General features: G+C 70.2%; 22 protein-coding genes. 8 read left to right on the forward strand and 14 right to left on the reverse strand.

Features of this window, described 5'->3' with window-relative positions; all coding sequences use genetic code 11:
• Positions 1-68: 68 nt before the first annotated feature.
• Positions 69-533: a MarR family winged helix-turn-helix transcriptional regulator gene (locus tag ACWDSJ_RS05575; protein ID WP_387362669.1), complete on the reverse strand. Its 465-nt coding sequence runs from the start codon at positions 531-533 to the stop codon at positions 69-71.
• Positions 534-665: 132 nt separating this feature from the next.
• Between ACWDSJ_RS05575 and ACWDSJ_RS05580 the strand changes: the two genes are divergently transcribed.
• Entirely contained in the window at positions 666-1,853 is a 1,188-nt protein-coding gene (locus tag ACWDSJ_RS05580) for an MFS transporter (RefSeq protein ID WP_450029462.1), read from the forward strand.
• 202 nt (positions 1,854-2,055) lie between these two features.
• Here the strand turns inward: ACWDSJ_RS05580 and glmS are convergent, their stop codons facing one another.
• Positions 2,056-3,921 carry a glutamine--fructose-6-phosphate transaminase (isomerizing) gene (glmS, locus tag ACWDSJ_RS05585; protein ID WP_387362673.1) on the reverse strand — a complete coding sequence of 622 codons (1,866 nt, stop codon included), beginning with the start codon at positions 3,919-3,921 and terminating at the stop codon, positions 2,056-2,058.
• Between the two features lie 88 nt (positions 3,922-4,009).
• Between glmS and ACWDSJ_RS05590 the strand changes: the two genes are divergently transcribed.
• From ACWDSJ_RS05590 to ACWDSJ_RS05610, 5 genes are all read left to right on the forward strand, one after another.
• Complete coding sequence (locus ACWDSJ_RS05590; RefSeq protein WP_450029464.1) at positions 4,010-4,876, forward strand: dienelactone hydrolase family protein; 867 nt, start codon at positions 4,010-4,012, stop codon at positions 4,874-4,876.
• A gap of 97 nt (positions 4,877-4,973) precedes the next feature.
• On the forward strand, positions 4,974-5,540 hold the full coding sequence (locus ACWDSJ_RS05595) for a DUF3558 domain-containing protein (protein ID WP_450029466.1): 567 nt from the start codon (positions 4,974-4,976) through the stop codon (positions 5,538-5,540).
• A gap of 43 nt (positions 5,541-5,583) precedes the next feature.
• Positions 5,584-6,099, forward strand: a complete 516-nt coding sequence (locus tag ACWDSJ_RS05600) for a hypothetical protein (protein WP_450029468.1) — start codon at positions 5,584-5,586, stop codon at positions 6,097-6,099.
• Complete coding sequence (locus ACWDSJ_RS05605) at positions 6,096-7,286, forward strand: WXG100 family type VII secretion target (protein WP_450029470.1); 1,191 nt, start codon at positions 6,096-6,098, stop codon at positions 7,284-7,286. The genes ACWDSJ_RS05600 and ACWDSJ_RS05605 overlap by 4 nt, the downstream gene beginning before the upstream one ends.
• A gap of 23 nt (positions 7,287-7,309) precedes the next feature.
• Positions 7,310-8,035, forward strand: coding sequence for an ESX secretion-associated protein EspG (locus tag ACWDSJ_RS05610; protein WP_450029472.1), 726 nt, complete (start codon positions 7,310-7,312; stop codon positions 8,033-8,035).
• Positions 8,036-8,039: 4 nt separating this feature from the next.
• Here ACWDSJ_RS05610 and ACWDSJ_RS05615 read toward each other — a convergent pair whose 3' ends face one another.
• From ACWDSJ_RS05615 to ACWDSJ_RS05625, 3 genes are all read right to left on the reverse strand, one after another.
• A complete protein-coding gene (locus ACWDSJ_RS05615; RefSeq protein WP_450029474.1) occupies positions 8,040-8,564 on the reverse strand; it encodes an OsmC family protein in 525 nt (174 codons plus the stop codon).
• A gap of 64 nt (positions 8,565-8,628) precedes the next feature.
• On the reverse strand, positions 8,629-8,937 hold the full coding sequence (locus ACWDSJ_RS05620; RefSeq protein ID WP_387362686.1) for a DUF6802 family protein: 309 nt from the start codon (positions 8,935-8,937) through the stop codon (positions 8,629-8,631).
• Between the two features lie 61 nt (positions 8,938-8,998).
• Positions 8,999-9,190 carry a PspC domain-containing protein gene (locus tag ACWDSJ_RS05625; protein WP_387362688.1) on the reverse strand — a complete coding sequence of 64 codons (192 nt, stop codon included), beginning with the start codon at positions 9,188-9,190 and terminating at the stop codon, positions 8,999-9,001.
• Positions 9,191-9,329: 139 nt separating this feature from the next.
• On the opposite strand from ACWDSJ_RS05625, the gene ACWDSJ_RS05630 reads away from it, so the two are divergent.
• Positions 9,330-10,982 carry an ABC-F family ATP-binding cassette domain-containing protein gene (locus ACWDSJ_RS05630; protein WP_450029477.1) on the forward strand — a complete coding sequence of 551 codons (1,653 nt, stop codon included), beginning with the start codon at positions 9,330-9,332 and terminating at the stop codon, positions 10,980-10,982.
• A 137-nt stretch (positions 10,983-11,119) separates the two neighbouring features.
• On the opposite strand, the gene ACWDSJ_RS05635 is transcribed toward ACWDSJ_RS05630, so the two are convergent.
• From ACWDSJ_RS05635 to ACWDSJ_RS05670, 8 genes are all read right to left on the reverse strand, one after another.
• The gene (locus ACWDSJ_RS05635) at positions 11,120-12,115 is read right to left on the reverse strand and encodes a hypothetical protein (protein ID WP_450029479.1); all 996 of its coding nucleotides are present in this window, start codon (positions 12,113-12,115) and stop codon (positions 11,120-11,122) included.
• Complete coding sequence (locus ACWDSJ_RS05640; RefSeq protein ID WP_450029481.1) at positions 12,102-13,532, reverse strand: hypothetical protein; 1,431 nt, start codon at positions 13,530-13,532, stop codon at positions 12,102-12,104. The genes ACWDSJ_RS05635 and ACWDSJ_RS05640 overlap by 14 nt, the downstream gene beginning before the upstream one ends.
• On the reverse strand, positions 13,529-13,852 hold the full coding sequence (locus ACWDSJ_RS05645; RefSeq protein WP_450029483.1) for a hypothetical protein: 324 nt from the start codon (positions 13,850-13,852) through the stop codon (positions 13,529-13,531). The genes ACWDSJ_RS05640 and ACWDSJ_RS05645 overlap by 4 nt, the downstream gene beginning before the upstream one ends.
• Before the next feature lie 140 nt (positions 13,853-13,992).
• Positions 13,993-15,360: a phosphoglucosamine mutase gene (gene glmM / locus ACWDSJ_RS05650; protein ID WP_450029485.1), complete on the reverse strand. Its 1,368-nt coding sequence runs from the start codon at positions 15,358-15,360 to the stop codon at positions 13,993-13,995.
• Positions 15,361-15,524: 164 nt separating this feature from the next.
• Positions 15,525-16,034 (reverse strand): 30S ribosomal protein S9, encoded by a 510-nt coding sequence (gene rpsI, locus ACWDSJ_RS05655; RefSeq protein ID WP_387362700.1) that lies wholly within the window; start codon positions 16,032-16,034, stop codon positions 15,525-15,527.
• The gene (gene rplM / locus ACWDSJ_RS05660) at positions 16,031-16,474 is read right to left on the reverse strand and encodes a 50S ribosomal protein L13 (RefSeq protein WP_387362702.1); all 444 of its coding nucleotides are present in this window, start codon (positions 16,472-16,474) and stop codon (positions 16,031-16,033) included. Before rplM ends, rpsI begins: the two co-directional genes overlap by 4 nt.
• Before the next feature lie 316 nt (positions 16,475-16,790).
• Positions 16,791-18,710, reverse strand: coding sequence for a hypothetical protein (locus tag ACWDSJ_RS05665; RefSeq protein ID WP_450029488.1), 1,920 nt, complete (start codon positions 18,708-18,710; stop codon positions 16,791-16,793).
• 58 nt (positions 18,711-18,768) lie between these two features.
• Positions 18,769-21,270: an ATP-binding cassette domain-containing protein gene (locus ACWDSJ_RS05670; protein WP_450029490.1), complete on the reverse strand. Its 2,502-nt coding sequence runs from the start codon at positions 21,268-21,270 to the stop codon at positions 18,769-18,771.
• 107 nt (positions 21,271-21,377) lie between these two features.
• Here ACWDSJ_RS05670 and ACWDSJ_RS05675 point away from each other — a divergent pair, with 107 nt between their 5' ends.
• A complete protein-coding gene (locus ACWDSJ_RS05675) occupies positions 21,378-22,829 on the forward strand; it encodes a metallopeptidase (RefSeq protein WP_450029492.1) in 1,452 nt (483 codons plus the stop codon).
• 27 nt (positions 22,830-22,856) lie between these two features.
• Here ACWDSJ_RS05675 and ACWDSJ_RS05680 read toward each other — a convergent pair whose 3' ends face one another.
• Positions 22,857-24,134, reverse strand: coding sequence for an FHA domain-containing protein (locus ACWDSJ_RS05680; RefSeq protein WP_387362710.1), 1,278 nt, complete (start codon positions 24,132-24,134; stop codon positions 22,857-22,859).
• Positions 24,135-24,203: the final 69 nt, after the last annotated feature.

Genomic DNA, 24,203 nt, shown 5'->3' on the forward strand with positions numbered 1-24,203 from the left:
ACCCTTTGCATGGATCCGCACCACTTGCAAGTGGTGCGGATCCATGCAAAGGGTGCGGCTGGGTTGGGTCAGCGGGTGGTGGCGGTGGTGTTCAGGGCTTCCACGGCCGAGACCAGGGGGGCCAGTTCGGGGTCCGCGGCGGCTTGGCGGAGTTCGGAGGACAGGGCGTCGTCGTGGGTGGGGCGGGCCTGTTCCAGGAGTGCCAGGCCGGTGGCGGTGACGTCGGTGTAGATGCCGCGCCGGTCGTCGGGGCACAGGTAGCGCTGGAGCAGGCCGCGGTCCTCGAGGCGGGTCACCAATCGGGTCGTCGCGCTCTGGCTCAGGGCCACCGACTCGGCGACCTGGTTCATCCGCAGATGCCCGCCCGGTCCGCTGTGCTGTCGGCTCAGCACCACCAGCAGCGAGAATTCGCGCACGCTCAAGCCGTGACCCGACTGTAGGGCGCGTTCGATGCGCGATTCGATGCGATCGTGCAGCACCGACAGGGCGTACCAGCCGTCGGCGAGGCCGGTGAGCGCGGCGTCCGCGGTCATGTGTTCCTCCTGCGTGGGGTCCGCCTCCAGGATAACCATCGCCCGAAACAACATGCGCTTGCATTTAACAAGCGTGTGCAACTATTGTCTACGCCTGTAATACTCGCACGCATTGCTTTGGGAGGCGCATCCATGCCGCTCGCACTGCTCGCCCTGACCGTCGGGGCGTTCGCCATCGGCACGACCGAATTCATCGTGGTCGGCCTGCTCCCGGGAATCGCCGACGGCTTCGGCGTCTCGATTCCGACCGCCGGGTGGCTGGTCAGCGGTTACGCGCTCGGCGTGCTGGCCGGCGCGCCCGTGATGACCGGACTCGGCACCCGCGTGTCCCGCAAGCGCATGCTGTTGATCAGCCTGAGCCTGCTCATCGGCGGTAACGCGCTCTCGGCGGCCGCACCGAGTTTCGGGCTGATGCTCACCGGGCGGATCGTGGCGTCGCTGGCGCACGGGGCGTTCTTCGGGATCGGATCGATCGTCGCGGGCGGTCTGGTCCGGCCGGATCGCCGGGCCGGGGCGATCGCGATGATGTTCACCGGTCTGACCGTGTCGGCGATCGTCGGCGTGCCGCTGAGCACGCTGCTGGGTCAGCACTTCGGCTGGCGGCTGGCGTTCGCGCTCGTCGCGGTGGTCGGGGCGATCGCCTTCGCCGGGGTGGCCGCGCTGGTTCCCGATCAACCCGCCCAGCCCGGGGCCCGGCTGCGGAAAGAGCTTGCGGTGCTACGTAATCCGCAGGTCGTCCTCGCCATGGCGATGACCGTGCTCGGCTTCGGCGGCGTCTTCGCGGCGCTCACCTATCTCGCGCCGATGATGACCGATGTGACCGGGTACGCGGAGAGTTCGGTCACCTGGATCATGGCCCTGTTCGGCGTCGGCTTCCTCATCGGCAATCTGCTCGGCGGCCGCTACGCCGACCGGCATCTCATGCCGATGCTCTACCTCACCCTGTCCGGCCTCGCGCTGGTGCTGGCCTTGTTCACCGTCACCGCGCACAACAAGTTCGCCGCGGCCGTCACCGTAATGCTCATCGGCGCACTGGGTTTCGCGACGGTTCCACCTCTACAGAAGCGGGTCCTCGACTACGCCGCCACCGCCCCCACCCTCGCCTCGGCCCTCAATATCGGCGCCTTCAACCTCGGCAACGCCCTGGCCGCCTGGCTCGGTGGCCTGGTCATCGACGCGGGCTTCGGCTACCCGGCCACCAATTGGGTCGGCGTCGCCCTCTCCGGCAGCGCCGTCATGCTGGCCGTCCTCTCGGGGCTGTTGGAGCGAGGCGAATCGCGCGAGCCTTCGAGCGAAGACCTTGTCGGCGTTGGCAATTGATCGGAGCGAGTAGGCCCTTGCCCGAAAGCGCTTCGGGCACAAGCGGTTAGCCGCCGAGCCGAGGCACACGGGGCGGGGCCAGGGCGGCAGCGGAGATCCGGCCGAGGGCACAGCGCAGGTCCAGACGACGAACCGTCAAGGGCGAGAAGAAGATCCGAGACGACGACAGGACCCAAGACCTAACGGGCGCGAAGCCAGCCCCTTACTCCACCGTCACAGACTTCGCCAAGTTGCGCGGCTTATCGATGTCATACCCCCGCGCCTGAGCCACCTCGGCGGCGAACACCTGCAACGGCACCGTCGACAACAACGGCTGATACAGCGTCGGCGCCGCCGGAATCTCGATCAGGTGATCGGCGAACGGCCGGACGGTGTCGTCGCCCTCCTCCGCGATCACGATCGTCCGCGCCCCCCGCGCCTGGATCTCGCGAATATTGCTGAGCAGCTTGGAGTGCAGCACCGCCCGGCCCTTCGGGGAGGGCATGACCACGATCACCGGGAGGCCCTCCTCGATCAGGGCGATCGGGCCGTGCTTGAGTTCGCCCGCGGCGAAGCCCTCGGCGTGCATGTACGCCAGTTCCTTGAGTTTGAGCGCGCCCTCGAGCGCGACGGGGTAGCCGACGTGGCGGCCGAGGAACAACACCGTGGACTGATGCGCGAACTGCCGCGCGATGGCCCGCACCTGGGGCGCGGTCTCGAGGACCCGCTCGACCAGCTTCGGCATCGCCTCCAGTTCGGCGAACTCGCGGGCCACCTCGTCGGGGTACTTCGTGCCGCGCGCCTGGGCCAGGGCCAGGCCCACCAGATAGTTCGCGGTGATCTGCGCGAGGAACGCCTTGGTCGAGGCGACGCCGATCTCCGGCCCGGTGCGGGTGTAGAGCACGGCGTCGGACTCGCGCGGGATCTGCGCGCCGTTGGTGTTGCAGATGGCCAGCACGCGGGCCTTCTGATCCTTGGCGTGCCGCACGGCCTCCAGCGTGTCGGCGGTCTCCCCGGACTGCGAGATCGCCACCACCAGCGTCGAACGGTCCAGAACCGGGTCCCGGTAACGGAATTCGCTGGCCAGTTCGACCTCGACCGGCAGCCGGGTCCAATGCTCGATCGCGTACTTGGCCAGCAGGCCCGCGTGATACGAACTGCCACAGGCGACCACGAAGACCTTGTCGAATTCGCGCAGCTCCTGATCGGCGAGCCGCTGCTCGTCCAGCACGATCCGGCCCTCGGCGAAATGCCCGATCAGGGTGTCGGCGACGCCGCCGGGCTGCTCCTCGATCTCCTTGAGCATGAAGTAGTCGTGCCCGCCCTTCTCGGCGGCGGCCAGATCCCAGTCGATGGTGAACGGCCGGGTCGACACGCCGTCCTCGCCGTGGAAGTCGGTGACGGTGTAGCTGTCGGCGGTGATCACGACGGCCTGGTCCTGACCCAGTTCGACGGCCTCGCGGGTGTGCTCGATGAACGCCGTCACATCCGAGGCGATGAACATCTCGCCCTGGCCGACCCCGACCACCAGCGGCGTCGAGCGCCGCGCGGCCACGATCGTGCCGGGATGATCGGCGTGCGTGAAGACCAGCGTGAACGCGCCCTCGAGCCGCCGCAGCACGGCCAGCGCGCTGCCCACGAAATCGCCCGCGGTCGGACCCGCCGCGTAGGCGCGCGCGACCAGATGCACCGCGACCTCGGTGTCGGTGTCGCTGCGCAACTCGACCCCGGCCTCCTCGAGTTCGCGCCGGAGCGGGACGAAGTTCTCGATGATGCCGTTGTGCACGACCGCGACCTTGCCGGTGGCGTCGCGATGCGGGTGGGCGTTGCGGTCGGTCGGCGCGCCGTGTGTGGCCCAGCGGGTGTGGCCCATGCCGGTGCTGCCCGCGAACGCCGCGGCGCCCGACGCGCCGAGTTCGGCCTCCAGATTGGCCAGGCGACCGGCCTTGCGCTCCACCGCGATGCCGCCCGAGCCGTCGAGGATCGCCACCCCCGCGGAGTCGTATCCTCGGTACTCCATGCGGCGCAGCGCGTCCACGACTACGCCCAGCGCGTCCCGGTAACCGACGTAGCCCACGATTCCGCACATGGGTACTCAGCGTACTGGGCGGCGGCGCGGACGCGCATCGGACGGCGACGCGCGGTGTGTGCCGGGGTGATCGGTTAAGTTCGAGTCCGTGTCGGCGTCTGTGAAATCGCTCCTGAGCTCTCTGGCCGGTCCCGGACCACACCGGGTCATGCGCGGCAACCTGGGCATCACCGGTCAGCCGGGGGTGGTGTTCACTCCCGAGAGCGGGCTGAACCTGCCCGCGGTCGTCTTCGGTCACGGCTGGCTGACCGGGGTCGGCAACTATCGCAAGCTGCTCGAGCACCTCGCGTCCTGGGGTTTCGTCGCGGCCGCCCCCGATACCGAGCGCGGGCCGATTCCGTCACATCTGAACCTCGCGACCGATCTGCTCACCACGCTCGACATCTGCAACGGAGTTCGCCTGGGCGACGGCAGGATCAGCGTCCACCCCGACCGCCTCGCCCTGGCCGGACACGGCATGGGCGCGGGAGCCGCCGTCATCGCGGCCGCCCAACGCAAGGTCGCCGCCGTCGCCGCCCTCTACCCCGCCCCCACCGCCCCCTCCGCCGAATCCCTCGCCCCCGACATCGACATCCCCGCCCTCATCGTCGCCGGAGCCGCCGACCTCGACTCCCTGAGCTGCAACGCCGTCCCCCTCGCCGCCGCCTGGGGCGGCCCCGCCATCCTCCGCACGATCGACAAGGCCTCCCACAACGGCATCATCGAGGGCCGCCGCGCCCTAGCCGCCCTCGGCGCCAGCAAACACGAACCCCGCACCGAACGCACCACCCGCGGTTTGCTGGTCGGCTACCTCATGCACCAACTCCTCGGCGACAAGACCTACAAGCCCTTCGCGGACCCGGAAGCGGTTGTGCCGCATACGGAATTGGTCGATCCGCACGCCGCGCCGGAGCCGGAGGTGGAGGCGCCGTCGAAACGGCAACTGTTGCAGGCTGTTCAGTTGTTGCGGAAGTAGGGGCGATTGCCTGGTGGGGGGTGGGGCGGTACGGTCAGGGCAGGTGAAGGGGGGCCGATCCGGTCGTCCTGTGCGACAGTCGAATCGAGAGGGTGCGATGAGCAGGTGGGGAAGTTCGATTCCCGGTGCGGTCGCGGCGGCCTTGGTCGTGACAGTGACCGGATGCGGATCGCACTCCGACGGTCCTCCGACGGCTGATTCCCCGCAGGCCTCCTCGACCAGGCTCGCGCCCGCGCCAACAGCATTCGATCCGTGCTCCATTCCGCAGTCCGTGCTCGACACGGAGCAGCTGCACAGCCGGATCAGCGCGAACTCCGATGGCAGCGGCGGTACTCAGTGGCGCGGTTGCCAGTGGGTTGTATCGGACGGCTATTCGACCTCCATCCGAACGACCAACATCACGTTGCAGATGATCCGCGAAAATCACGCATTCACCGTGGCGGAAGAACTCACGATCGGCGGGCGCCCGGCACTGACCTACCACGACAACGACGAGCCCGACACCAAGCACATCTGCATCCTCAACGTCGAGCTCAAGGGGGGGAGCGTGGAGTTCTCGCTGAACAACCCGGCCTCGAATCGGAAGACCGGGAACATGGACACCTGCGAACTGGGGAAGAACCTCGCCGGTAAGGTCGTGCCCCTGATCCCCGCATCCGCCTGAGGCGGCCGAGTTTGCGCCGCTCTGTCGCGGGAGGAGACCTGCAATGACCGATGACATTCCCTCGGCACCAACGCCGTTGGCCGCGCTGATCAAAGAGGCCGAGGCGGGTAACCTCAGGGTCCGATTCGACTCCGATGTGCGTTTGAACGCCGAGGAATTCGCCTACATCGATCGCGACTGCACGGCCTTCAAGGACTCGATCCGGCACCTGCAACAGGTCGCAAGAGACATTGCCCATCAAGAACATTGGGGGCTTGGCGAGGATCAGGACATTCTGACGTCGGCTCGCATTCTGGTCCAACGATTCCGAACGAAGGCGGGCCCCGTGAACGGGAAGAGCGACGCGGGCGGCAACAACTTGCAAGACATTCTGGAGCAGCACTACAAGATCGTCGACGACCTCCAGCAACTGCACCGCACGATCGCGCAGAAGTACATCGAAGCGGATCAAGAGTTCGCGGCCAGATACAACGAAGTGACCGCGAATATGCCGCCCAGCAAGATTCTTCCTGGCTTGGTACAAGGACCGATGCAGCAATCGGACGGTAAATGGCGATGACGATCCCGAACGAACCCCCACAGATATCCGGCGGCGAAAACCCGGACGCCCTCGAGCACTGGGCGATCTATCGAGCCTTCAGCCCACAGAACACGTCCGACGCCTACACCGCGGCCGGGAACTATCTCAGGCTCGCCACGACCTGGGAAGCCACCGTCACCGAATTCGCCACGCGCATACGCCGTTCCAGTGCCGCCGCTTGGGAAGGCCCCGCGGCCGAAGCGTCCCGCCAGGCCATCGACACCTACGCCCAACGAGCCCTCGACTTGGCCCCAGCCCTGAGTGCCTTGTCCCAAACGGTCACCACCGCCGTGACCGGCATAGACAACACCAAAGCCAACGTAGCCGAACCCCACAACTCCGTAGGCTGGCACTTCTGGAACCCCGACGGCTGGGGTAACGGCCCCCGCTCCCGCAAGTCCATCGACGCCGCCCGCGATCACGCCCGCGAGGCGATGCGCAACTACTACCTCACCGATTTCAAGACCGCCGACAGCCGGATCCCCGTGCTGCCGCAACCCGTCAGCCCCACCAACCCGCTGTACACGGCCGAGATCGGAGGGCGCAGCGGCGGCACCGACGACGGTGGGGGTAAGCCCAATTCGGGGCCGAATCCGGGGGAGAGCGGGGGTCATTCGGGTGACGGTCCCGTTCCGGGATTGGACGAGGTCGATCCCGGGCGGGACGCTCCGAATCCGTCCGGCGATCACGCGACGCCGACCGATCCCGCCTCGGTTCAGCCCGGCGGTACCGGCATCGATCCCGCGTCCGCGACGGGCTCGGATCATGGGGCCTCCACTCGGCCCGCCGGAATCGGTTCGGGCGCACCGGGTTCCGGTGGCGGGGGCGTGCCGGGTACCGGCGGCTTCCCCGGCGGGGGCGGGGGCTCGGGGGGCGGATCCTCGGTCAATGCGCCGGGCCGGAGCGTGCCCGGGGCGCCGGGAGTCGGCACACCGGCGGCGGCCGCGGCCGCGGCGCGGGCGGGGAACCCGGGGACGCCCGGGATGGGCCTCCCCGGAATGCCCGGCGGCAGAGGCAAATCCGAGGACGACGAGAACACGCACGACACCCCCGACTGGCTCAAGAACATGGACAACACCGAGGAGCTCCTCGGGAAGCCACCCCGGACCATCCCGGGCGGTGTGATCGGCGGCGACCACGATCAACCCGAACCACCGCAGCGGTAGCCGCACGACAGGACAAACACGAAATGCCCGAATGGGATTGGGACCCGGATGATTTCGCGGTCCTGTGGTACAGCGACGCGAACGATCGGTTTCCGCCGCTGATCTCCTACACCAGCCGATTCCCCAGCAACGACGAGGTGGCCGCGCATCGGACGGCGGTCCGCGCGCGCTACGACGCCGAGGAGACCGAACTCATCCGGCGCGCCTTCCACACGCTCACCAATTGCGAGCTGCGCGTCGAGATCCTCGGCAGCTCCACGACTCTCGGCAAGGGGGTGCCGCGCGAGTACCGCATCGTGGGCGCGCGCGACGCGAATCACGCGGTGCTGGTGACCCAGACCGCGGGCGACGACAGTCACGGCCGCATCCGCTGCCGCCTGTTCCCCACCGAGCAACTGGCCCCGCGGCTCGCGCACATCCTGCCGACGTTCCCGGCGGGGACCGCGCAACCTGCGACCTTCCACCTCGCGGACGCCACCGACGCCGCCGGATATCGGCGGCTGGCGAAGCGCCCGGCCGACGGCGGCGGGGCGGCGGGTCTGCTGGCCGGATACCTCCACAACGCCGCCGAGCCCTGGTACACCGCCCAGTGGATCGACGTCGCCGACGACGGCCGCTATCTCCAGCAGTGCACCCGCGAACATCTCACCGTCCGCCCCGCCGGCACCGCGGACCTGACCGCCCTGTTCTCCGGCTGGTTCGATCAGGCCCTGCGCCGGCTGCGCGACGACGCGGACGAACCGTGGTGAACGGCTACGCGGAAACCGTTGTGACGAGCGTGGATTCGACCGGCGTCGGCGCGGCGGTGAGATCCAGTACGGGGCAGTGCTTTTCGACGGCCCGATGCAGTTCGGCGTAGCGGTCCGCCGATTCGGGTCCGGTCACGCGCACGGTCAGCCGCACCTTCTGGAAACCCGGCCGCACCGCGTCGTCGAGTCCGAAGAAGCCGCGCACATCCAGATCGCCCTCGGCCTCGATCGCGAGATCGGCGACGGCGATGCCGAGCCGCTGCGCCCAGAACCGGTAGGTGACGGTGTGGCAGGCGATGAGCGCGGCGAGGTAGACCTCCACCGGATTGGCCGCGGTGTCCTCGCCGCCCAGGCTCGGCGGCTCGTCCACCCGCACGGTGTGCCGCCCGGCCGTGACCACGGTCCCGACCGCGCCCTCGGGCCGGCCCGACGCGGCGAACACGACCGCGGCGTTGCCCGGATCCTGCGCGACCGCCCGCGCGGTCGCCTCGGTGATGTCGTTGAGCGCGTTACCCGCATCTGTCGTCATCTCGGTGAGGCTAGGACGACGAGCCGGGCGCGAGGAGGGTTGTCGTCGCGCTGAGCGAAACGCGCTACTTGCCGATGTGGCCCTGATCGGTGCGCACCCACTCGGTGGTGCCGTCGGGGTTGTGATGGAATTCCCATGCGGCGTAATCGCCGTCGTCGTCGACGATCGAGACGTGGTCGGCGGTGCCGTCGTGGTCCATATCGGTCCAGACCTCCATGGCGTGCGCGCCGTGGACCGTCTCGGTGTCGGGGATGCCGTCACCGGTCAGGTCCTGCGTCGGATCGTGCAGTTCCACCGGGCCGAGGCCGCCGAGGTCGGAGTGCGCGTCGGCGTTCGGCAGATCAAGGCCCGGCAGATCGCCTGATGAGATCATGTGCGGCTCCTCGGGGACGTGCGTCGAGATGTCTGCCCATCCTATGCGAGCCGGGCCACCCTCAGTACTTCGGAATGATCACCCACAGCACGAGATACACGATGAACTGCGGCCCGGGCAGCAGGCACGACAGCACGAACAGCAGCCGCACGATGCCGGCGTTCCAGCCGAAGTACCGGGCGATGCCGCCGCAAACGCCCGCGATCCACTTGTCGTCCGGCGTCCGGGTGAGGCGGCGGGTGGGGACGGTCATCGAATTCTCCTTCTGTCGAGGTACTCCTCCACTGTGCGCGAGGGCCGCCCGACGCCGCATCGGGCAGGGGACCGATCGGCACCCTGATTTCCGGCGGCCCGGCCTCAGGGTCGCACCCCGACCCCGGCACACTGTCGAGGTGACCACTCTGCACGCACGCGGGCTGTCGGCCGGGCACGGCGAACGCACCCTGTTCACCGAGTTGGATCTCGTGCTGGCGCCCGGCGACGTGATCGGGCTGGTCGGCATGAACGGCGCGGGCAAGTCCACGCTGCTGCGCATGCTCGCCGGGCAGCGCCCGCCCACCGGCGAGATCGTCCTCAGCCCGCCCGACGCCACCATCGGCTATCTCGCGCAGGAACCCGAACGGGTCCCCGACGAGACCGTGCTGGGTTTCCTGTCCCGGCGCACGGGAGTCGCCGCGGCGCAACGGATCATGGACGCCGCCGCCGAACGGCTCGCCGACGGCGGCGCGGACGACTACTCCCCCGCGCTGGAACGCTGGCTGGCCCTGGGCGGCGCGGATCTCGAACAGCGCGCCGCGGAGGTGGCCGCCGACCTCGGCCTGATCGACAGCCTCCCGCACGGCCTGGACACCCCGATGACCGTGCTGTCCGGCGGTCAGGCCGCCCGCGCGGGACTGGCGTCGGTGTTGTTGTCGCGCTTCGACATCCTGCTGCTCGACGAGCCCACCAACGATCTCGATCTGGACGGCCTGGCACGGCTGGAACAGTTCGTCGCGGGGGTACGGGCGCCGCTGGTGATCGTCAGCCACGATCGAGAGTTCTTGGCGCGCACGGTGAATCGCGTCGTAGAGCTGGATCTCGCGCAGCAGCAGGTCGGCAGCTACGACGGCGGCTACGAGTCCTATCTGGCCGAACGCGAGATCGCCCGGCGGCACGCCCGGGAGGCGTACGAGGAGTACGCCGGCACCAAGGCAGCGCTGGAGAACCGCATGCAGACCCAGCGCAACTGGCTCGAACACGGCGTGCGCAACGCCCGGCGCAAGGCCCGGGACCCGCGAAAGGTGGACTCCGACAAGGCCGGTCGCAAGATGCGCGCCGAATCCACCGAGAAGCAGGCGTCGAAGGTGCGCCAGACCCAGCGCCGCATCGAACGCCTCGACGCGGTGGAGGAGCCGCGCAAGGAGTGGGAGCTGCGCATGTCCATCGCGGCCGCCCCGCGCAGCGGATCCGTGGTCGCGACGCTCACCGGCGCCACGGTGCGCCGCGGCGACTTCACGCTGGGACCCGTTACCGCGCAAGTGGATTGGGGCGACCGCATCGTGGTCACCGGCGCCAACGGCTCGGGCAAGTCGACGCTGCTGGGGTTGCTGCTGGGCCGGGTGCGCCCGGACGAGGGCACCGCCACCCTCGGTTCCGGCGTGGCGATCGGCGAGGTGGATCAGGCGCGCGGGCTGTTCCGCGGCCCGGCCACCCTCGCGGCGACCTTCGGCGCGCAGATCCCCGACTGGCCCGACGCCGAGGTCCGCACGCTGCTGGCGAAGTTCGGCCTGCGCGGCCCACATGTGTTGCGCCCCAACGAGTCCCTGTCGCCGGGCGAGCGCACCCGCGCGGCCCTCGCGCTGTTGCAGGCGCGCGGGGTCAACCTGCTGGTGCTCGACGAACCCACCAACCATCTCGACCTGCCCGCCATCGAACAGCTCGAGCAGGCCGTCGAATCCTTCCCCGGCACACTGTTACTGGTCACCCACGACCGCCGGATGCTGGACACCGTGCGCGCCACCCGCCGCTGGAACGTCGAGCACGGACGGTTGTCCGAGGAGCCCTGACCTCAGCCCGCCGCGATCGGGGTGCGGTTGGCGATGATGGTGAGGGTCCGCGAGTCCTGACCGCATCCGGCCGCGATATCCGCGATCAGGGTGCGGCCGCGATGGCCCTGGCGGTGAAGGTCTGCGAGTCCTGACTCTCAGCCCGCCGCGATATCCGCGATCAAGGTGCGGTTGGCGATGGTCCTGGTGGTGATGATCTGGGTGAAGGTCTGCGGTTGTTCGTCGGGCTTCTGCTGGGTCAGGCGGACCTCCCACTGGCCCTCGTCGCCCGCCCGGGTGATCTGCACGCAGTAGCGGGTGCCGACCGGAATCTGGTTGATGCCGCGCTGAATCTCCTCGGCGGTCCGCACTTTCGCGTCGTCGGCGACGACCGCGCGCGCCGCGAAACCGGACCGCTGTACGTAGTAGGCGCGTTCGAAGGCGAGGATGGTGTCGGGACCGCTGCCGGTGCCGCCCGGATCGGTGCCGGAGACGATATCGGCGGTGCGGCGCTGTTCGCAGCCGTCGGCCGCCACCGAACCCGCCGGGGCGGCCGAGGTGGGCGCGGCGGACGAGGCGGCCGGAGTCGACGTGTGCGCGGGGACCGGCCGGGTGACGGTGGCCGCGGGCTTGGCGCGCTTACCGGTGTGAATGACGGTGAGCAACACCGCGATCACGACCACGCCGAGCCCGATCATGACCATGGCCGCGATCAGTTTGTCGCCGCGCCGATTGTCCCGCCGGGGTCGGCGCGGGTGGCGCAGGCGCGGGCCCGGGTTGCCGCCCGAGCGGTCGATGAGGGTGGGGACCAGCGCGGACTTGTCGACCAGATCGTCCGGCGGATCGTAATCGTGGGAGCGCGGTCGCTCACGCGGATCGTGGTCCTCGTCGTCCTCCGGCGCGAGCGCGGCACGCCGGTCGTCGGGTCCCGAATCCAGCCACTGCTCCCAGTCGCCCGATTCGTAGGCCGACTCGTCGGCGATCGGAAGTGGTTCGGGCGCAGGCCCGTTCGGCTCCTCGCGGCGGCGGGGCGCCCGGCGGCCCGGACGCTTGCGTTTGCCGCCGCGCCGCGCGGGAGTGCGCAGCATCGGCAGTCCCAGGTCGAACGGATTGCCCTGCCCGGATTCGTGGTCGCCCGGATCAGATCGTGTCATCGCCGAAGTCGCCGATGACGGCGGCCGGAACCATCTCCTCCGCGACATTCGCGGGCACCGTCACGCCGAGCTGGCCGTCGCCGCGCGGCTTGTGTTCGGAGTCGTTGCCGGTGCTCGGCGGCATCGCCAGGCCGCCGGTGACACCGGGCTGACCGGACTGGCCGGGCTGACCCGAATCGGGCGACACCGGGGCCGGGGCGGCCACGGGCGGATCGGGATTCGGCATGGGCGCGGGCGCGGGTTCGCTCGCCGCGGCGGGCGGGGGCGCGGCCGGTTCGGGGTCGGGGGCGGGCACCGGTTTGGGCCCGGCGGGCTGACTCTGCGGCGGAGTCGGCGAGACCGGAAGCACCGCACCGGGATTGGCGGTGCTCGGGGTCGACTGCCCCGAGGAGGCGCCGCCGCCCGTGCCGCCGAAGTCGAACACCTTCGATCCGCCGTCGGAGGAGGACGACGCGGCCCCGGTCGAGCTGTCGCCGTTGGTCGTCGAGCCCGGATGGATGAGTTCGGGCACGGCCTTGTCGACCACCTTGTCGACCGACGCCGCGACGGTGTCCATCGCGTGCGTGCCGACCTCGGCGATCTTGTCGATCAGGTGGGTGCCGATGTCCACGCCCGCGTTGATCGCGGCCGTGCCCACCTGCACCCCGGCCTGAATCAGCTGCTGCTGCAACTGAAGTTGCGCGGCCTGGGCCGGATCCAGCGGCACGCGGTTCGGCGCGGCGCCGTACTGGGGCGTGTCGTACTCGTAGCCGGTGCCGCCGTCGCTGTAGGTGCTGGGCGTCGTGTAGGTCGGCGACGGGGACGACGAATCCGACAGCCCCGCGGGCTGGGTCACGGTCAGCGGACCCATGTCCGACAGGCGCTGGCTGTGCCCGTCCATCTCGGTGCGAGCGGACTGGACGGCCGAAATGGCGTCGCGCAGTGCCTGAGTCGCGCGGGTGATGACGGCGTCGGTGTCCGGCGCGGCGGTGGCATTGCCGAGGATCGTGCGGGCGTCGCGCCGGAAATCGGCGATGATCCGATCGACCTGCTGGGCCGCGCGGGCGCTGGTGGCGTGCGCGTCGGACAGCACGGCCAGATACGCCGGACCGCGATCGGAGATGTCGCCGATCTGGGTCTGGGTGGTGCGCAGGGCGGGCACCGCGGCGTCCGCGCCCGCGCCGACCCAGGTGGACTCGACCGCGTGCACGCCCTCGCGATGCGGGGCCTCGGTGTCGGCGGCCTGCGCCGAGGAGTTGGACAGGGCGGCGGCGATGGTCTCGTCGGGCGCGGCGCGGCCGGTGCCCAGCGAGGCGCGCAGCTGCAACAGCGGACGGACCAGGGTCGCCACGATCGGCGGATCGACGGTGGGATCGGTTGTGGTGGTGGGTGATTGGACGACCGTCTCGGTCGGCCGCCGCCGCAGCACGGACCTCATGCGATCACCTCACCGGTGTTCGCGATCGCGCCCGCGGAGGCGTCGTCGGTGCCCTGGGCGGCCGTGCTGCTCTCGCGCAACACCTGACCGTAGGCGGCGACGAGCTGGCTCGCGGTCGACAACGCCTGCGCGTGCTCGGAGACCGCGGCGGTGAAACGGGCCGCGAAATCCGCGCCCACCAAACCGAGGTCGGCCGACAACCGGCCCGGATTCACCGCCCCGGCCGCGGTCGCCGAGGCCGAGGCGAGTTGGCGCGAGACGGTATCCGCGATGGCGGTGTAGGTAGCCATTGCCGCCGGATCGAGCTTCAGCGTATTCACTGTTCCCCCTCACGGAACCCAAGCTTGCGCTGTCGCAGAGTGATTAGCGTCCACCATACTTCGTGGTAGGAGGCGGTGCTCCCGATCTCCTCCAGTGTCACCCACCACCGGCGAAAATTCCATTCCGGACTTTCGTCCGGTTACAGGGACGCCACCCGTTTGGCCAGGTCGTCGGCCAGCGAACGGGCGCGATCCTGGTCGGTGGCCTCGACCATCACCCGGACGAGTTGTTCGGTCCCGCTGGGCCGGAGCAGGACTCGGCCGGTCTCGCCGAGGACGCGTTCGGCCTCGGCCACCGCGTCGCGGATCTCGGGGGCGGACGCGACCGCGGTCTTGTCGGTGACGGGGACGTTCACCAGCACCTGCGGCACGGTCCGCAGCACGGACGCCAATTCGGCCAGGCTGCGGCCGGTTTCGGCCATGCGGGCCATGAGTTCGAGGCCGGTGAGGATGCCGTCGCCGGTGGTGCCGTAGCGCGGGAAGACCACGTGGCCGGACTGCTCACCGCCCAGGGTGAATCCGCCGCGGCGCAACTCCTCGAGCACGTAACGGTCGCCGACGGCCGTGGTGCGCACGGTGATTCCGGCCTCGCGCAGCGCCAGATGCAGGCCCAGGTTGCTCATCACGGTGGCCACCAGCGTGTCGTGCGCCAGCTCGCCCGCCTCGAACATGCCCAGCGCCAGGATCGCCATGATCGCGTCGCCGTCCACCACCGCGCCGGAGGCGTCCACGGCCAGGCAGCGGTCGGCGTCGCCGTCGTGGGCCAGACCCAGATCCGCGCCGTATTCGCGGACCGCGCGCGAGACCTGCTCGAGATGCGTGGAGCCGCAATTGTCGTTGATGTTCACGCCGTTCGGCTCGGCGTTGATCGCGATCACCCGGGCGCCCGCCTCGCGGTAGGCGGCCGGGCCCACGTCCGAGGCCGCGCCGTTGGCGCAGTCGACGACGACGGTCAGACCGTTCAGCTCGCGACCGGCGGCCTCCACGAGATGTTCGACGTAGCGTTCGTGCGTCCCGGCGAGGCTGTAGTGCGCGTCGACCCGGCCGTCCACGCCGGACCCGCCGAGCACCCGGCCGATGCCCGCGCCCGTGGGGCGGCGGAAGTCGCGCTCGCGCACCAGTTCCTCGATGCGGTCCTCGATCGCGTCGTCGAGTTTGTGGCCGCCCGCGGCGAAGATCTTGATGCCGTTGTCGGGCATGGGATTGTGCGAGGCGGAGATCATCACGCCCAGGCACGCGTCGTATTCGGCGGTCAGATAGGCCACCGCGGGCGTCGGGAGCACGCCCACCGAGAGCACGTTCACCCCGGCCGAGGTCAGGCCCGCCGTGACGGCGGCCTCGAGCATCTCGCCGCTGGCGCGCGGGTCGCGGCCCACCACGGCCACCGCCCGCCGCTCGCCCCGGCTGAGCACCTGCGCCGCCGCGGCCGAAACATGAAGTGCCAGTTCAGGACCCAGCGATTCGTTGGCAAGCCCGCGGACCCCGTCGGTGCCGAACAAACGTCGCATTCCCTCGCCCTCGCGTTGGTTTCGGTGTCGATACAGCACGAGAGCAGGCGCCCGACGATTCCGAAACATTCGGCGCGGGCGCCTGCTCTCGTACAGGTAACGGGACGACCGTACCCTTCCGGCACCGGCTGGGTGCCGGAAAGGGCCTTGCGCCCGTCGCAAGATCAGCGCTTCGAGTACTGCGGGGCCTTGCGGGCCTTCTTGAGGCCGTACTTCTTGCGCTCGGTCGCACGCGGGTCACGGGTGAGGAATCCGGCCCGCTTCAGGGCGGGACGATCCTCGGGGGTGACCTCGATCAGCGCGCGGGCGATGGCGAGGCGCAGCGCGCCGGCCTGACCGGACGGGCCGCCGCCGACCAGGCGGGCGTGCACGTCGAAGGTCTCGGTGCGCTCGACGGTGACCAGCGGGGACTTGACCAGCTGCTGGTGCACCTTGTTCGGGAAGTAGTTCTCCAGGGTGCGGCCGTTCAGGGTGAACTGACCGGAACCGGGGACCAGGCGGACCCGGACCACGGCCTCCTTGCGGCGGCCGACGGTCTGCACCGGGCGGTCGATGAGCACCGGGGCGGGGGCGAAGCCGGGCTCGGCGTCGGCCTCGTAGCCGTACTCCTCCTCGACGACCTCGGCGGTCGGCTCGGCGACGATCTCTTCGTTGAATTCCTCGGGAGCGGTCACTGGGCCACCTGCTTGATCTCGAACGGAACGGGCTGCTGAGCGGCGTGCGGATGCGTCGGGCCCGCGTAGACCTTCAGCTTGCCCGCGATCTGGTTGCCCAGCTTGTTCTTCGGGATCATGCCCTTGATGGCCTTCTCGACCACGCGCTCGGGGCGAGTCTCCATGAGCTGCCGGACCGACCGCGACTTCAAGCCGCCCGGGAAGCCGGAGTGCGTGTGGATGAACTTGCGATCGGCCTTGTTACCGGCGATCGCGATCTTGTCGGCGTTGATGATGATGACGAAGTCGCCACCATCCACATTGGGGGCGTAGGTCGGCTTGGTCTTGCCACGCAGCAGGTTGGCTGCCTGCACGGCAAGGCGTCCGAGCACTACGTCGGTGGCGTCGATGACGTACCACTTGCGGGTCACGTCACCGGCCTTCGGGCTGTACGTAGGCACAGTGCATCCCTTGTCTGTCGGTTCGGCTGCCGGCCGGGCGTGAGCGGTCGAGCGACCCCGGCGGCCGGTGGAGACCCGGGACTCGTACGACGGCACGATGGAACCGCGCCGTACCGCACGCCAGCGGATCACGATACCAGCGAGGCCGGTGTCCCCTGAAATCAGCCTGGTCGGGCTCGCGTGGACGGCCTGTGGGACGCCCGGGGACGGCCCTGGTCGGGCTCGCCTGGACGCCTGTGGGACGCCCGGGGACGGCCCTGGTCGGGCTCGCCTGGACGCCTGTGGGACGCGCGGGGACGGCCGCGTGCACGGGAATTCAGATGCGCGTGGGCGGGCCCTGATTGGTGACGCCCGGGACGGTCGGCACGAGGTAGCGCAGGTTGTCCACGCCCAGGTGGGCGCAGTCCTTGTCGCCGATGGCGTGCGGGCCGGTGTTCGGTCGGGCGTACGGGGTCAGCGCGCAGTCGGGGGTGCGGGGCGGGACCCGCGAGGCCCGCTGCACCGAGGGCCAAGCGCCGAAATCGGAGCGGATGTCGAAGGTCACGGACCGCGCGTCGAAGGCGGCGGCCCCGGCAGCGGTCGGGGCCGCCTCGACCGCCGCGCCGGTGCGGGTGTCGACGGCGGCCGTCGCGTCCACCGGATCGGCGAGGTGGTCGAGTTCACCGCCCGCGTGCAGGGCGACCGCGGCGAGCGCGACGACCCCGACGATGGCCGGGGTGCCGAACAGGTTGTCCCGCACCTTGCCCCAGAGCTTGCCCTTGCGATGTTCGTCGTCGTCCTCCGCGGGAGCGTCCGCGACCGGGTTCGGCGGCCGGGTGAACCGGCTCGCGTACGCGCCCAGTCCGCCCAGCTGCTCCCGATCGACCCGGGTCGTGGGCTCCTCCGCCGACTCCCGTGCCGCGTGCCGACCCTCGGCCGGGGGCGAATCCGCTTGCCGCCCAGCGCTTTCCGGAGTCCCGACGTGCCGGGGCCCCTGATCGAGCACCGGCCCCTGCGGCGCGCGCACACTGTGCCGCCCCGAAACCTGGCCCGGCACACCGGGATTCGCGACCTCGGGCCCGACCACGGCATGCCGCCCGCTGTCGGTCACGCCCGCCGCACCCGGAAACCCTCCGGTCGGCCCGGCACCCCCGTACCCGAATCCGGGAATCCCCGTCGCTCCGCCACCGGGGCTCCCGGCCGGACCCGTGAAGCCCTGCCCCGGGGGACCGACGACCCCGGGCCCGGGTGCGCTCGGCGGCGCGGTGGGACCGACGACCCCGGGGCCGGGTGCGCTCGGCGGCGCGGTGGCACCGCCGTAACCCTGCCCCGGCGCGGGGGCACCGGCACCGCCCGGACCCGTCGTTCCGTGTGGCGGAATCGGATTCGGCGGCGCGGGCGGATACGGGTTGTCCGGGGATTCGCTGTCGGTGACCAGCAGATGGGCCGAGCCGAGGGCGAGGGCGTGCATGGGATGGTCGGCGACGCGCAGGCGATGGCCCAGATGGTTCTGAAAGGCCAGGCGCAGCGCGTCGTTGAAGCACACGTTCCCGGTGAGCAGGACCGTGGACGTGTCCGCGCCGATCGACCGGGCCGCGGCCATGACCTCGATGACCAGGTTGTCGGCCGCGTGCGCCTCGCGCATGGCCTCGGGCGCGATGGGCACGCCGACCGATTCGGTGGGCTGCTCGTCGTCGCCGTGCACCGCGACCACCAGGCAGATCCGTCCGTCGGAGTAGACGCCGGTCGCGCCGATCGGGCGGCGGCCGGGCTCGGGCGGATGTACCAGGCCCAGCGCGCGCACGTACCCCGACAGCGCCACCGACTCCGGCAACGGCTCGGTGATCACGTCCAGCAGCTCGACCAACCGGCAGTACTCGTCGACCTTCTCGTCGGGCCAGTCGTCGGGATACGGCAGCGCCACCACCGCGGGCTTACCGCGCAGATACTTGCCCACCGCGGCCAGCGGGTTGTACAGCCGCGCCCGGAACACCAGTTCCACCGGCCAGGTCGCGCCCGCGATGCGAATCTGCTGATGGCCCAGCACGTCCCGCACATCGGAGACGGCGATGCCCAGATCCGAGCGCTGCAGATCCACACCGGCGGTGTGCAACCGGCCGGACGCGTCCGCCAGCAGGTACGCGGGTGGCGTATACGTGCCCTCCAACTGGACCGGGCGAATCGGTATGCCACCGCCCCCTGCTGCCACGGACACCACATCCCAGCCGAGATGCACTGCCCCAACTCGAGCCGTCACACGCACTAGTGTGCCTGCCGTTCGCGAGACGTGCGCGACGGGGCAGCCGGGCGGCCGGTCACGTCGCGGACTTCCGCAACCGCAGCCGCGACCAGGTGAGCAACGACAGGATCGTGGTCAGCACCAGCAACATCGCGATGTCGAGCAGCCAGAAGGCGGGCTTGTGCTGCCACAGCGCGTCCGGCTGCGCGCCCGCGAACAGGCCGCGCAGGTCCACCGTCGACGCGCCCGAGGCGAAGCCCCAGCGCGAGGGGAACAGATACGACAACTGCTCGAGCACGATCCGGTCGGTCACCGGGATCATGCCGCCCGCCATCACCAGCTGGCACATGATCACCACCACCAGCAACGGCATCACCTGCTCGTTGGACTTCGCGATCGTCGACAGCAACAGGCCGATCACCACACACGTCACGGCCGTGAACGCCAGATCGATGTAGAGCTCGACACTGCCCGAAGGCACGATCGCACCCTTGCCCGGCGGATTCTTGCCCGCCAGCACGATGCCCACGAGCACCGCCGACTGCACCAGCGCCGCCACCCCGAACACCATGATCTTGGCCATGAGATACGCCGACGGCAGCAACCCCACCGCCCGCTCGCGGTGGAAGATGGGCCGCTCACCCACCAGATCGCGCACGGTCAACGTCGAGCCCATGAAGCACGCCCCGAGGATGAGCACCACCAGCAACTGCTGGGTCTCCCCACCGCCGCTGGGCACCATCGATCCGTCCGGCAACGGCACCAACGGCCCCGGCGCGAACCCGTTCTTGCCCGGCACCACCAGCGACAGCACGCCCAGCACGAACGGCAGCACCACCAGGAACGCCAGATACCCCCGATCGGCGAGGATCAACCGCACCTGCCGCCGCGACAATGTCGAGAACTGTTTCCACGCACTGGATTTCGGTGGTTGCCCGGCCACCCCGCGCGGCGCGGCCGGTGGCGGCGGCGGCACCGCGGCGGCCTGCCGGGACCGGTAGTTGGCGAAGGCCCGATCCGGATCGGCCGCGACCCGTGCGAAGATCTCGGCCCAATCGCTGGTGCCGAGGAAGTGCCCCACCGCGCCCGGATGCCCGCAGAACGCGGTCTTCCCGCCCGGCGCGAGCAGCAGCACCTGATCGCACATGTCCAGGCACGCCACCGAGTGCGTGACCACGATGACCGTGCGCCCGGCGTCGGCCAATTCGCGCAGCATGGTCATCACCTGCCGGTCCAGCGCCGGATCCAGACCCGAGGTCGGCTCGTCGAGCAGCAGCAGCGCCGGACCGGTGAGCAGTTCCAGCGCCACCGACGCGCGCTTGCGCTGACCGCCGGAGAGCCGATCGACGCGGGTGTCGGCGTGCTCGGTGAGCGAGAGTTCCTTCAGCACACCGTCGATGACCCGCTGGCGATCGGCCTTGGTGGAGTCGGGCGGCAGCCGCAGTTCGGCGGCGAAGCCCAGCGCCTGGCGCACGGTGAGCTGGCGGTGCAGCACGTCGTCCTGCGGGACCATGCCGATGCGGCTGCGCATGGCCTCGTATTCGGCGTGCAGGTTGCGGCCCTCGAAGGTGACCACGCCCGCCGACGGATGGGTCGTTCCCGCAATGAGTTTCGACAGCGTCGACTTACCCGCGCCGGAGGGGCCGATGAGCGCGGTGAGGGTGCCACGCCCGGCGGCGAGGTTCACATCGACCAGCAGCTGTTTGTTGCCCTCGACCGCGAAGCCGACGCCGTGCACGTTCAGACCCTGTTCGGCGACCGGCTTCTTGCGGTGCACGAGTTTGCCGTCGGTGACGACGAAGTCGACATTGCCGATGGTGACGATGTCGCGCTCGCGCAGCGCGGTCCGCTGCTCGCGGCGGCCGTTGACGAAGGTGCCGTTGGCCGAGCCGACGTCCTCGATCACCAGGCCCTCGGCCGCCTTCACCAGCCGCGCGTGCTTGCGCGAGGCCAGCGGATCGTTGACGACGATCTGGTTGTCGCTGGTGCGGCCGATGGTGAGCCCGCCCGCCGGGATCTTGTCGGCCCGCGCGATCGGGGCCGTCGAGGCGCGCGCCCGCAGCGGCGGCAGCGCGGAGCTGTCGGCCTTGGCGGTCATGTTGAAATTCGGGATCGGCTGCGCGGTGGGCCGTTGCGGCGGAACACGATTCGGCGGCACGGGCTGCGGACGCTGTTCGGGCGGGGTGTGCGGGCGCGCCTGCGGCGGGACCGGGGTGCGCTGCGGCGGCGCGGGCCGTTGCGGCGCACCGGAATCCGGGCGGCCCACCGCGGCGGGCAGCAGATGCAGCAGCGGTCCGGAGATGGCGTCGCCCAGCCGGACCAGGGTGGGGCGGTCGATGGGGACCGGTCCGGTCAGCCGTCGCGCCTCCACGAACACGCCGTTGGTGCTTCCGTTGTCGGTGAGCACCCACCCAGTACCCTGCCAGGCGAGCGTCGCGTGCACGCGCGAGACCAACGGGCTGTCCACGAACAGCGTCACCTCCGGCGCGCGGCCCATGGTGACGCGTTGCGTGGAGTCGAAGACGCGGTCGATTCCCTCATGGCGCACGGTGATCTTCTGCGCCGCCGGTGATGCCATGTGGCGGACTATATTCGATACTCCTGACACAGGTGTGGGTCGTCGGTGCCCGCAATTATCCTGTCGGAAGTCCGAAACCCACATGTGACCGGCCCGGGGAGGGGTGGATGTTGGCGAGGAGCCAGACCATGGGTGTGCTCGCGATACTCGTGCTGGCGGCCGCCCTGCTCTCCGGCTGCACCCGCACGACGGACGGTCGCGCGGTCTCGATCTACGACGACCCGTTCCAGGTGGGCGGCCTGCCCACCACGAACGAGCCGAGCGGCCCGCGCCCGGGCGTCCCCGATTCCGCGCTCACCGCCACGGGCGCGGACAACGGCGAGTTCGACAAGCTGGCCCTCAACGCCATCGACGACATCCAAACCTATTGGCAGGGCGAATATCACAACGAGTTCGACGGTGAGTTCACCCCGGTCACCAAGTTCTTCTCCTGGACGGCCAAGGCGCCGCGCAGCCAGGAGACCCAGTTCTGCAAGGAGACCACCTATCACCTGGTGAACGCCGCGTACTGCCGCCTGGACAGCTCGATCGGCTGGGATCGCGGCGTGCTGCTGCCGATGATGCAGGACAGCTTCGGCAAGATGGCCGTGGTGATGGTGCTGGCCCACGAGTACGGCCACGCCATCCAGACCATGTCGCGCATCGTGTCGGCGAAGGATCCGGTGATCGTCAAGGAGCAGCAGGCCGACTGTTTCGCGGGCGCGTTCATTCGCCATGTGGCCGAGGGCAAATCGCGGCACTTCACCATCAACACCGCCGACGGCCTGAACAGCGTGCTGGCCGCCACGGTCGCGATCCGCGACGCCAACCCGGGCGATCCGGAGGCCGTGCACGGTTCGGCCTTCGAACGCGTCACCGCCGTGCAGATCGGGTTCACCGACGGACCCAAGGCGTGCAAGGCCATCGATATGAAGGACATCAACCGCCGCCGCAAGAATCTGCCCGAGGCCCTGGCCGCGGACACCGGCACCCAGGATCAGGCCGAGATCAGCAAGGACAATCTGGTCACGCTGAGTCGGCAGATGGCGGCCATCATGCCGGTCCCGCACGCGCCGACCTACGACTATCACGGCGCGAAACTGCACTGCGCCGACGGCGCCGACACGGTTCCGGTCACCTACTGCCCGGCCACCAACACCATCGGCACGGACATCCCCGCGCTCGCCGAACGCGGCACCGCGAGCACCTCCGACCAGGAGGGCTTCCCGACGCGGGTGACCGGCGACTACGACGCCTTCGTCGTGTTCGTCTCGCGCTATACCCTTGCGGTCCAAGGCAATGCGGGCCAACGGCTCACGGGCGCGAAGACGGGACTGCGCGCGGCCTGCCTGTCCGGGGTGATCACGGCCAAACTCTCCGACACCAACCACACCTTCAAACCCGGCGACCTGCGCCTGACCGCGGGCGATCTCGACAAGGCCGTCTCCGGCCTGCTCACCGACGGCCTGGCCGCCAGCGATGTCGAGGGCAAGACCGTGCCCAGCGGCTTCTCCCGCGTCGACGCGTTCCGCGCGGGCGTCCTCGGCACCCAGCAGACCTGCGAGGCCCGCTACACCTGAGTGGTGGGCACGCTCCCGCCGTACCCGTCACCCGAACGGCGGCGGCGCGGCGGGCTCGAAGCGCAAGACCCGGTTGCCGAGCATGATCTCCGCCCCGTGGGTCAGGGCCAGAGGTTGGTTGGGCTGCAAGCGAATCCAGTCGTGGTAGCCGGGCAGGCGGGCGCGGGTGCCGTTGGTGGAGCCGCGGTCGACGACCAGCACATCCCAGTTCACCAGGTGGACCTCGGCGTGCACGCGGGACATGCCGCCGGACACGTCATCGATCTTGAGCGGCATCAGGCCCCGCTGGGCGGCCTCGGAGGTCTCGGGCTCGCGACCGATCACGGCGTCGGCGGCCAGCATGTAGGTCATGCCGTCGTCGAGGACCAGCACGCCCAGCGGCGGCCGGACGACCTCGGCGGGCTGCTGGGTCTGATCCACCGGCATCCCGCACACCGTGCAGAACGCCGACCGCGGATCGCTGGGATGGGCTCGGGCGCATTTGAATCCGAGCACCTTGACCGTCAGCGAGGTGGCCTTGGCGGTCGCCTCCAGGCGGCGTTCGAGTTCGGGATCGGGCCGGGGCGCGGGATTGGTCCCGGCGTGCGCGCCGCCGGGATCGGGCTGGGTCTGCGGAACCGGCTGGCGCGGTTCGGGTTCGGGCCGCGGTTGCGGCTGGGAGCGATGCGCGTCGGGCATCGCCTCGGTGGGCAGTTCGGTGAACGACTGCTCGGGCGGTTCGGGACGGCGATGCGCGCCGCCGCTGTCGGCCGGACGGTGCCGCGCGCGCGGCCGCTCGGCCTCGAACCACACGACCGCGCCCGACGCGGTGGCCACGCCCTCGACCAGTGAGCCGATGCCGCGATCGGGCAGTTCCGGTACGCGCCCCTCCTCATCCACGAACAACGCGGCCGCGCGGTCGGGTTGCTCGGCGACCCGATCCACCGCGAAGGCCGCGTCCACGCCGCGGAAGTACTCGGTCCCGCGCGCGCCCGACAGCAGGGCACTCACGCCGCCGTGCAGGAAGATCGCGATCCCACCGGAGTCCGCCCGGGACAGGATGCCCAGCTCGATCGGCCGCCGCGGCGACAGCTGCTCGGCCTCGCGCATCAGCCAGCGGGTCACCTCACGCGCCACCAGCCGTCCCGGACCGCCCTCGGTCTGCTCGGACACCTCGGCGACGAGCCGGGCCAGCTCCTCGGCGGCCAGCACGGCCGTCGAATCCGCGTGCGCCGCACCGGGTTCGCGATGGGCCACCAGCACCAGCGCCCCGGCCACCCGGACCGCGACATGCGTGCCCGCGACGATCTCGACCTGCCGATCCATCAACGGAATCGGCTCCCGGGACACAGCTGCGGGGTCGTCGCCACACCGATAAGGTTAAGGCAATCGGCG

The sequence above is a fragment of the Nocardia sp. NPDC003482 genome (assembly GCF_053588115.1).

What these genes read in the sequence shown, in the direction of transcription:
- ACWDSJ_RS05635 (WP_450029479.1), bottom strand. Translation starts at nt 12,115, where the DNA reads ATGACACGATCTGATCCGGGCGACCACGAATCCGGGCAGGGCAATCCG.
- ACWDSJ_RS05675 (WP_450029492.1), top strand. Translation starts at nt 21,378, where the DNA reads ATGTTGGCGAGGAGCCAGACCATGGGTGTGCTCGCGATACTCGTGCTG.
- ACWDSJ_RS05670 (WP_450029490.1), bottom strand. Translation starts at nt 21,270, where the DNA reads ATGGCATCACCGGCGGCGCAGAAGATCACCGTGCGCCATGAGGGAATC.
- ACWDSJ_RS05620 (WP_387362686.1), bottom strand. Translation starts at nt 8,937, where the DNA reads ATGATCTCATCAGGCGATCTGCCGGGCCTTGATCTGCCGAACGCCGAC.
- ACWDSJ_RS05680 (WP_387362710.1), bottom strand. Translation starts at nt 24,134, where the DNA reads ATGGATCGGCAGGTCGAGATCGTCGCGGGCACGCATGTCGCGGTCCGG.
- ACWDSJ_RS05575 (WP_387362669.1), bottom strand. Translation starts at nt 533, where the DNA reads ATGACCGCGGACGCCGCGCTCACCGGCCTCGCCGACGGCTGGTACGCC.
- ACWDSJ_RS05595 (WP_450029466.1), top strand. Translation starts at nt 4,974, where the DNA reads ATGAGCAGGTGGGGAAGTTCGATTCCCGGTGCGGTCGCGGCGGCCTTG.
- glmM (WP_450029485.1), bottom strand. Translation starts at nt 15,360, where the DNA reads ATGCGACGTTTGTTCGGCACCGACGGGGTCCGCGGGCTTGCCAACGAA.
- ACWDSJ_RS05640 (WP_450029481.1), bottom strand. Translation starts at nt 13,532, where the DNA reads ATGAGGTCCGTGCTGCGGCGGCGGCCGACCGAGACGGTCGTCCAATCA.
- ACWDSJ_RS05580 (WP_450029462.1), top strand. Translation starts at nt 666, where the DNA reads ATGCCGCTCGCACTGCTCGCCCTGACCGTCGGGGCGTTCGCCATCGGC.
- glmS (WP_387362673.1), bottom strand. Translation starts at nt 3,921, where the DNA reads ATGTGCGGAATCGTGGGCTACGTCGGTTACCGGGACGCGCTGGGCGTA.
- ACWDSJ_RS05615 (WP_450029474.1), bottom strand. Translation starts at nt 8,564, where the DNA reads ATGACGACAGATGCGGGTAACGCGCTCAACGACATCACCGAGGCGACC.
- ACWDSJ_RS05610 (WP_450029472.1), top strand. Translation starts at nt 7,310, where the DNA reads ATGCCCGAATGGGATTGGGACCCGGATGATTTCGCGGTCCTGTGGTAC.
- ACWDSJ_RS05625 (WP_387362688.1), bottom strand. Translation starts at nt 9,190, where the DNA reads ATGACCGTCCCCACCCGCCGCCTCACCCGGACGCCGGACGACAAGTGG.
- ACWDSJ_RS05605 (WP_450029470.1), top strand. Translation starts at nt 6,096, where the DNA reads ATGACGATCCCGAACGAACCCCCACAGATATCCGGCGGCGAAAACCCG.
- ACWDSJ_RS05600 (WP_450029468.1), top strand. Translation starts at nt 5,584, where the DNA reads ATGACCGATGACATTCCCTCGGCACCAACGCCGTTGGCCGCGCTGATC.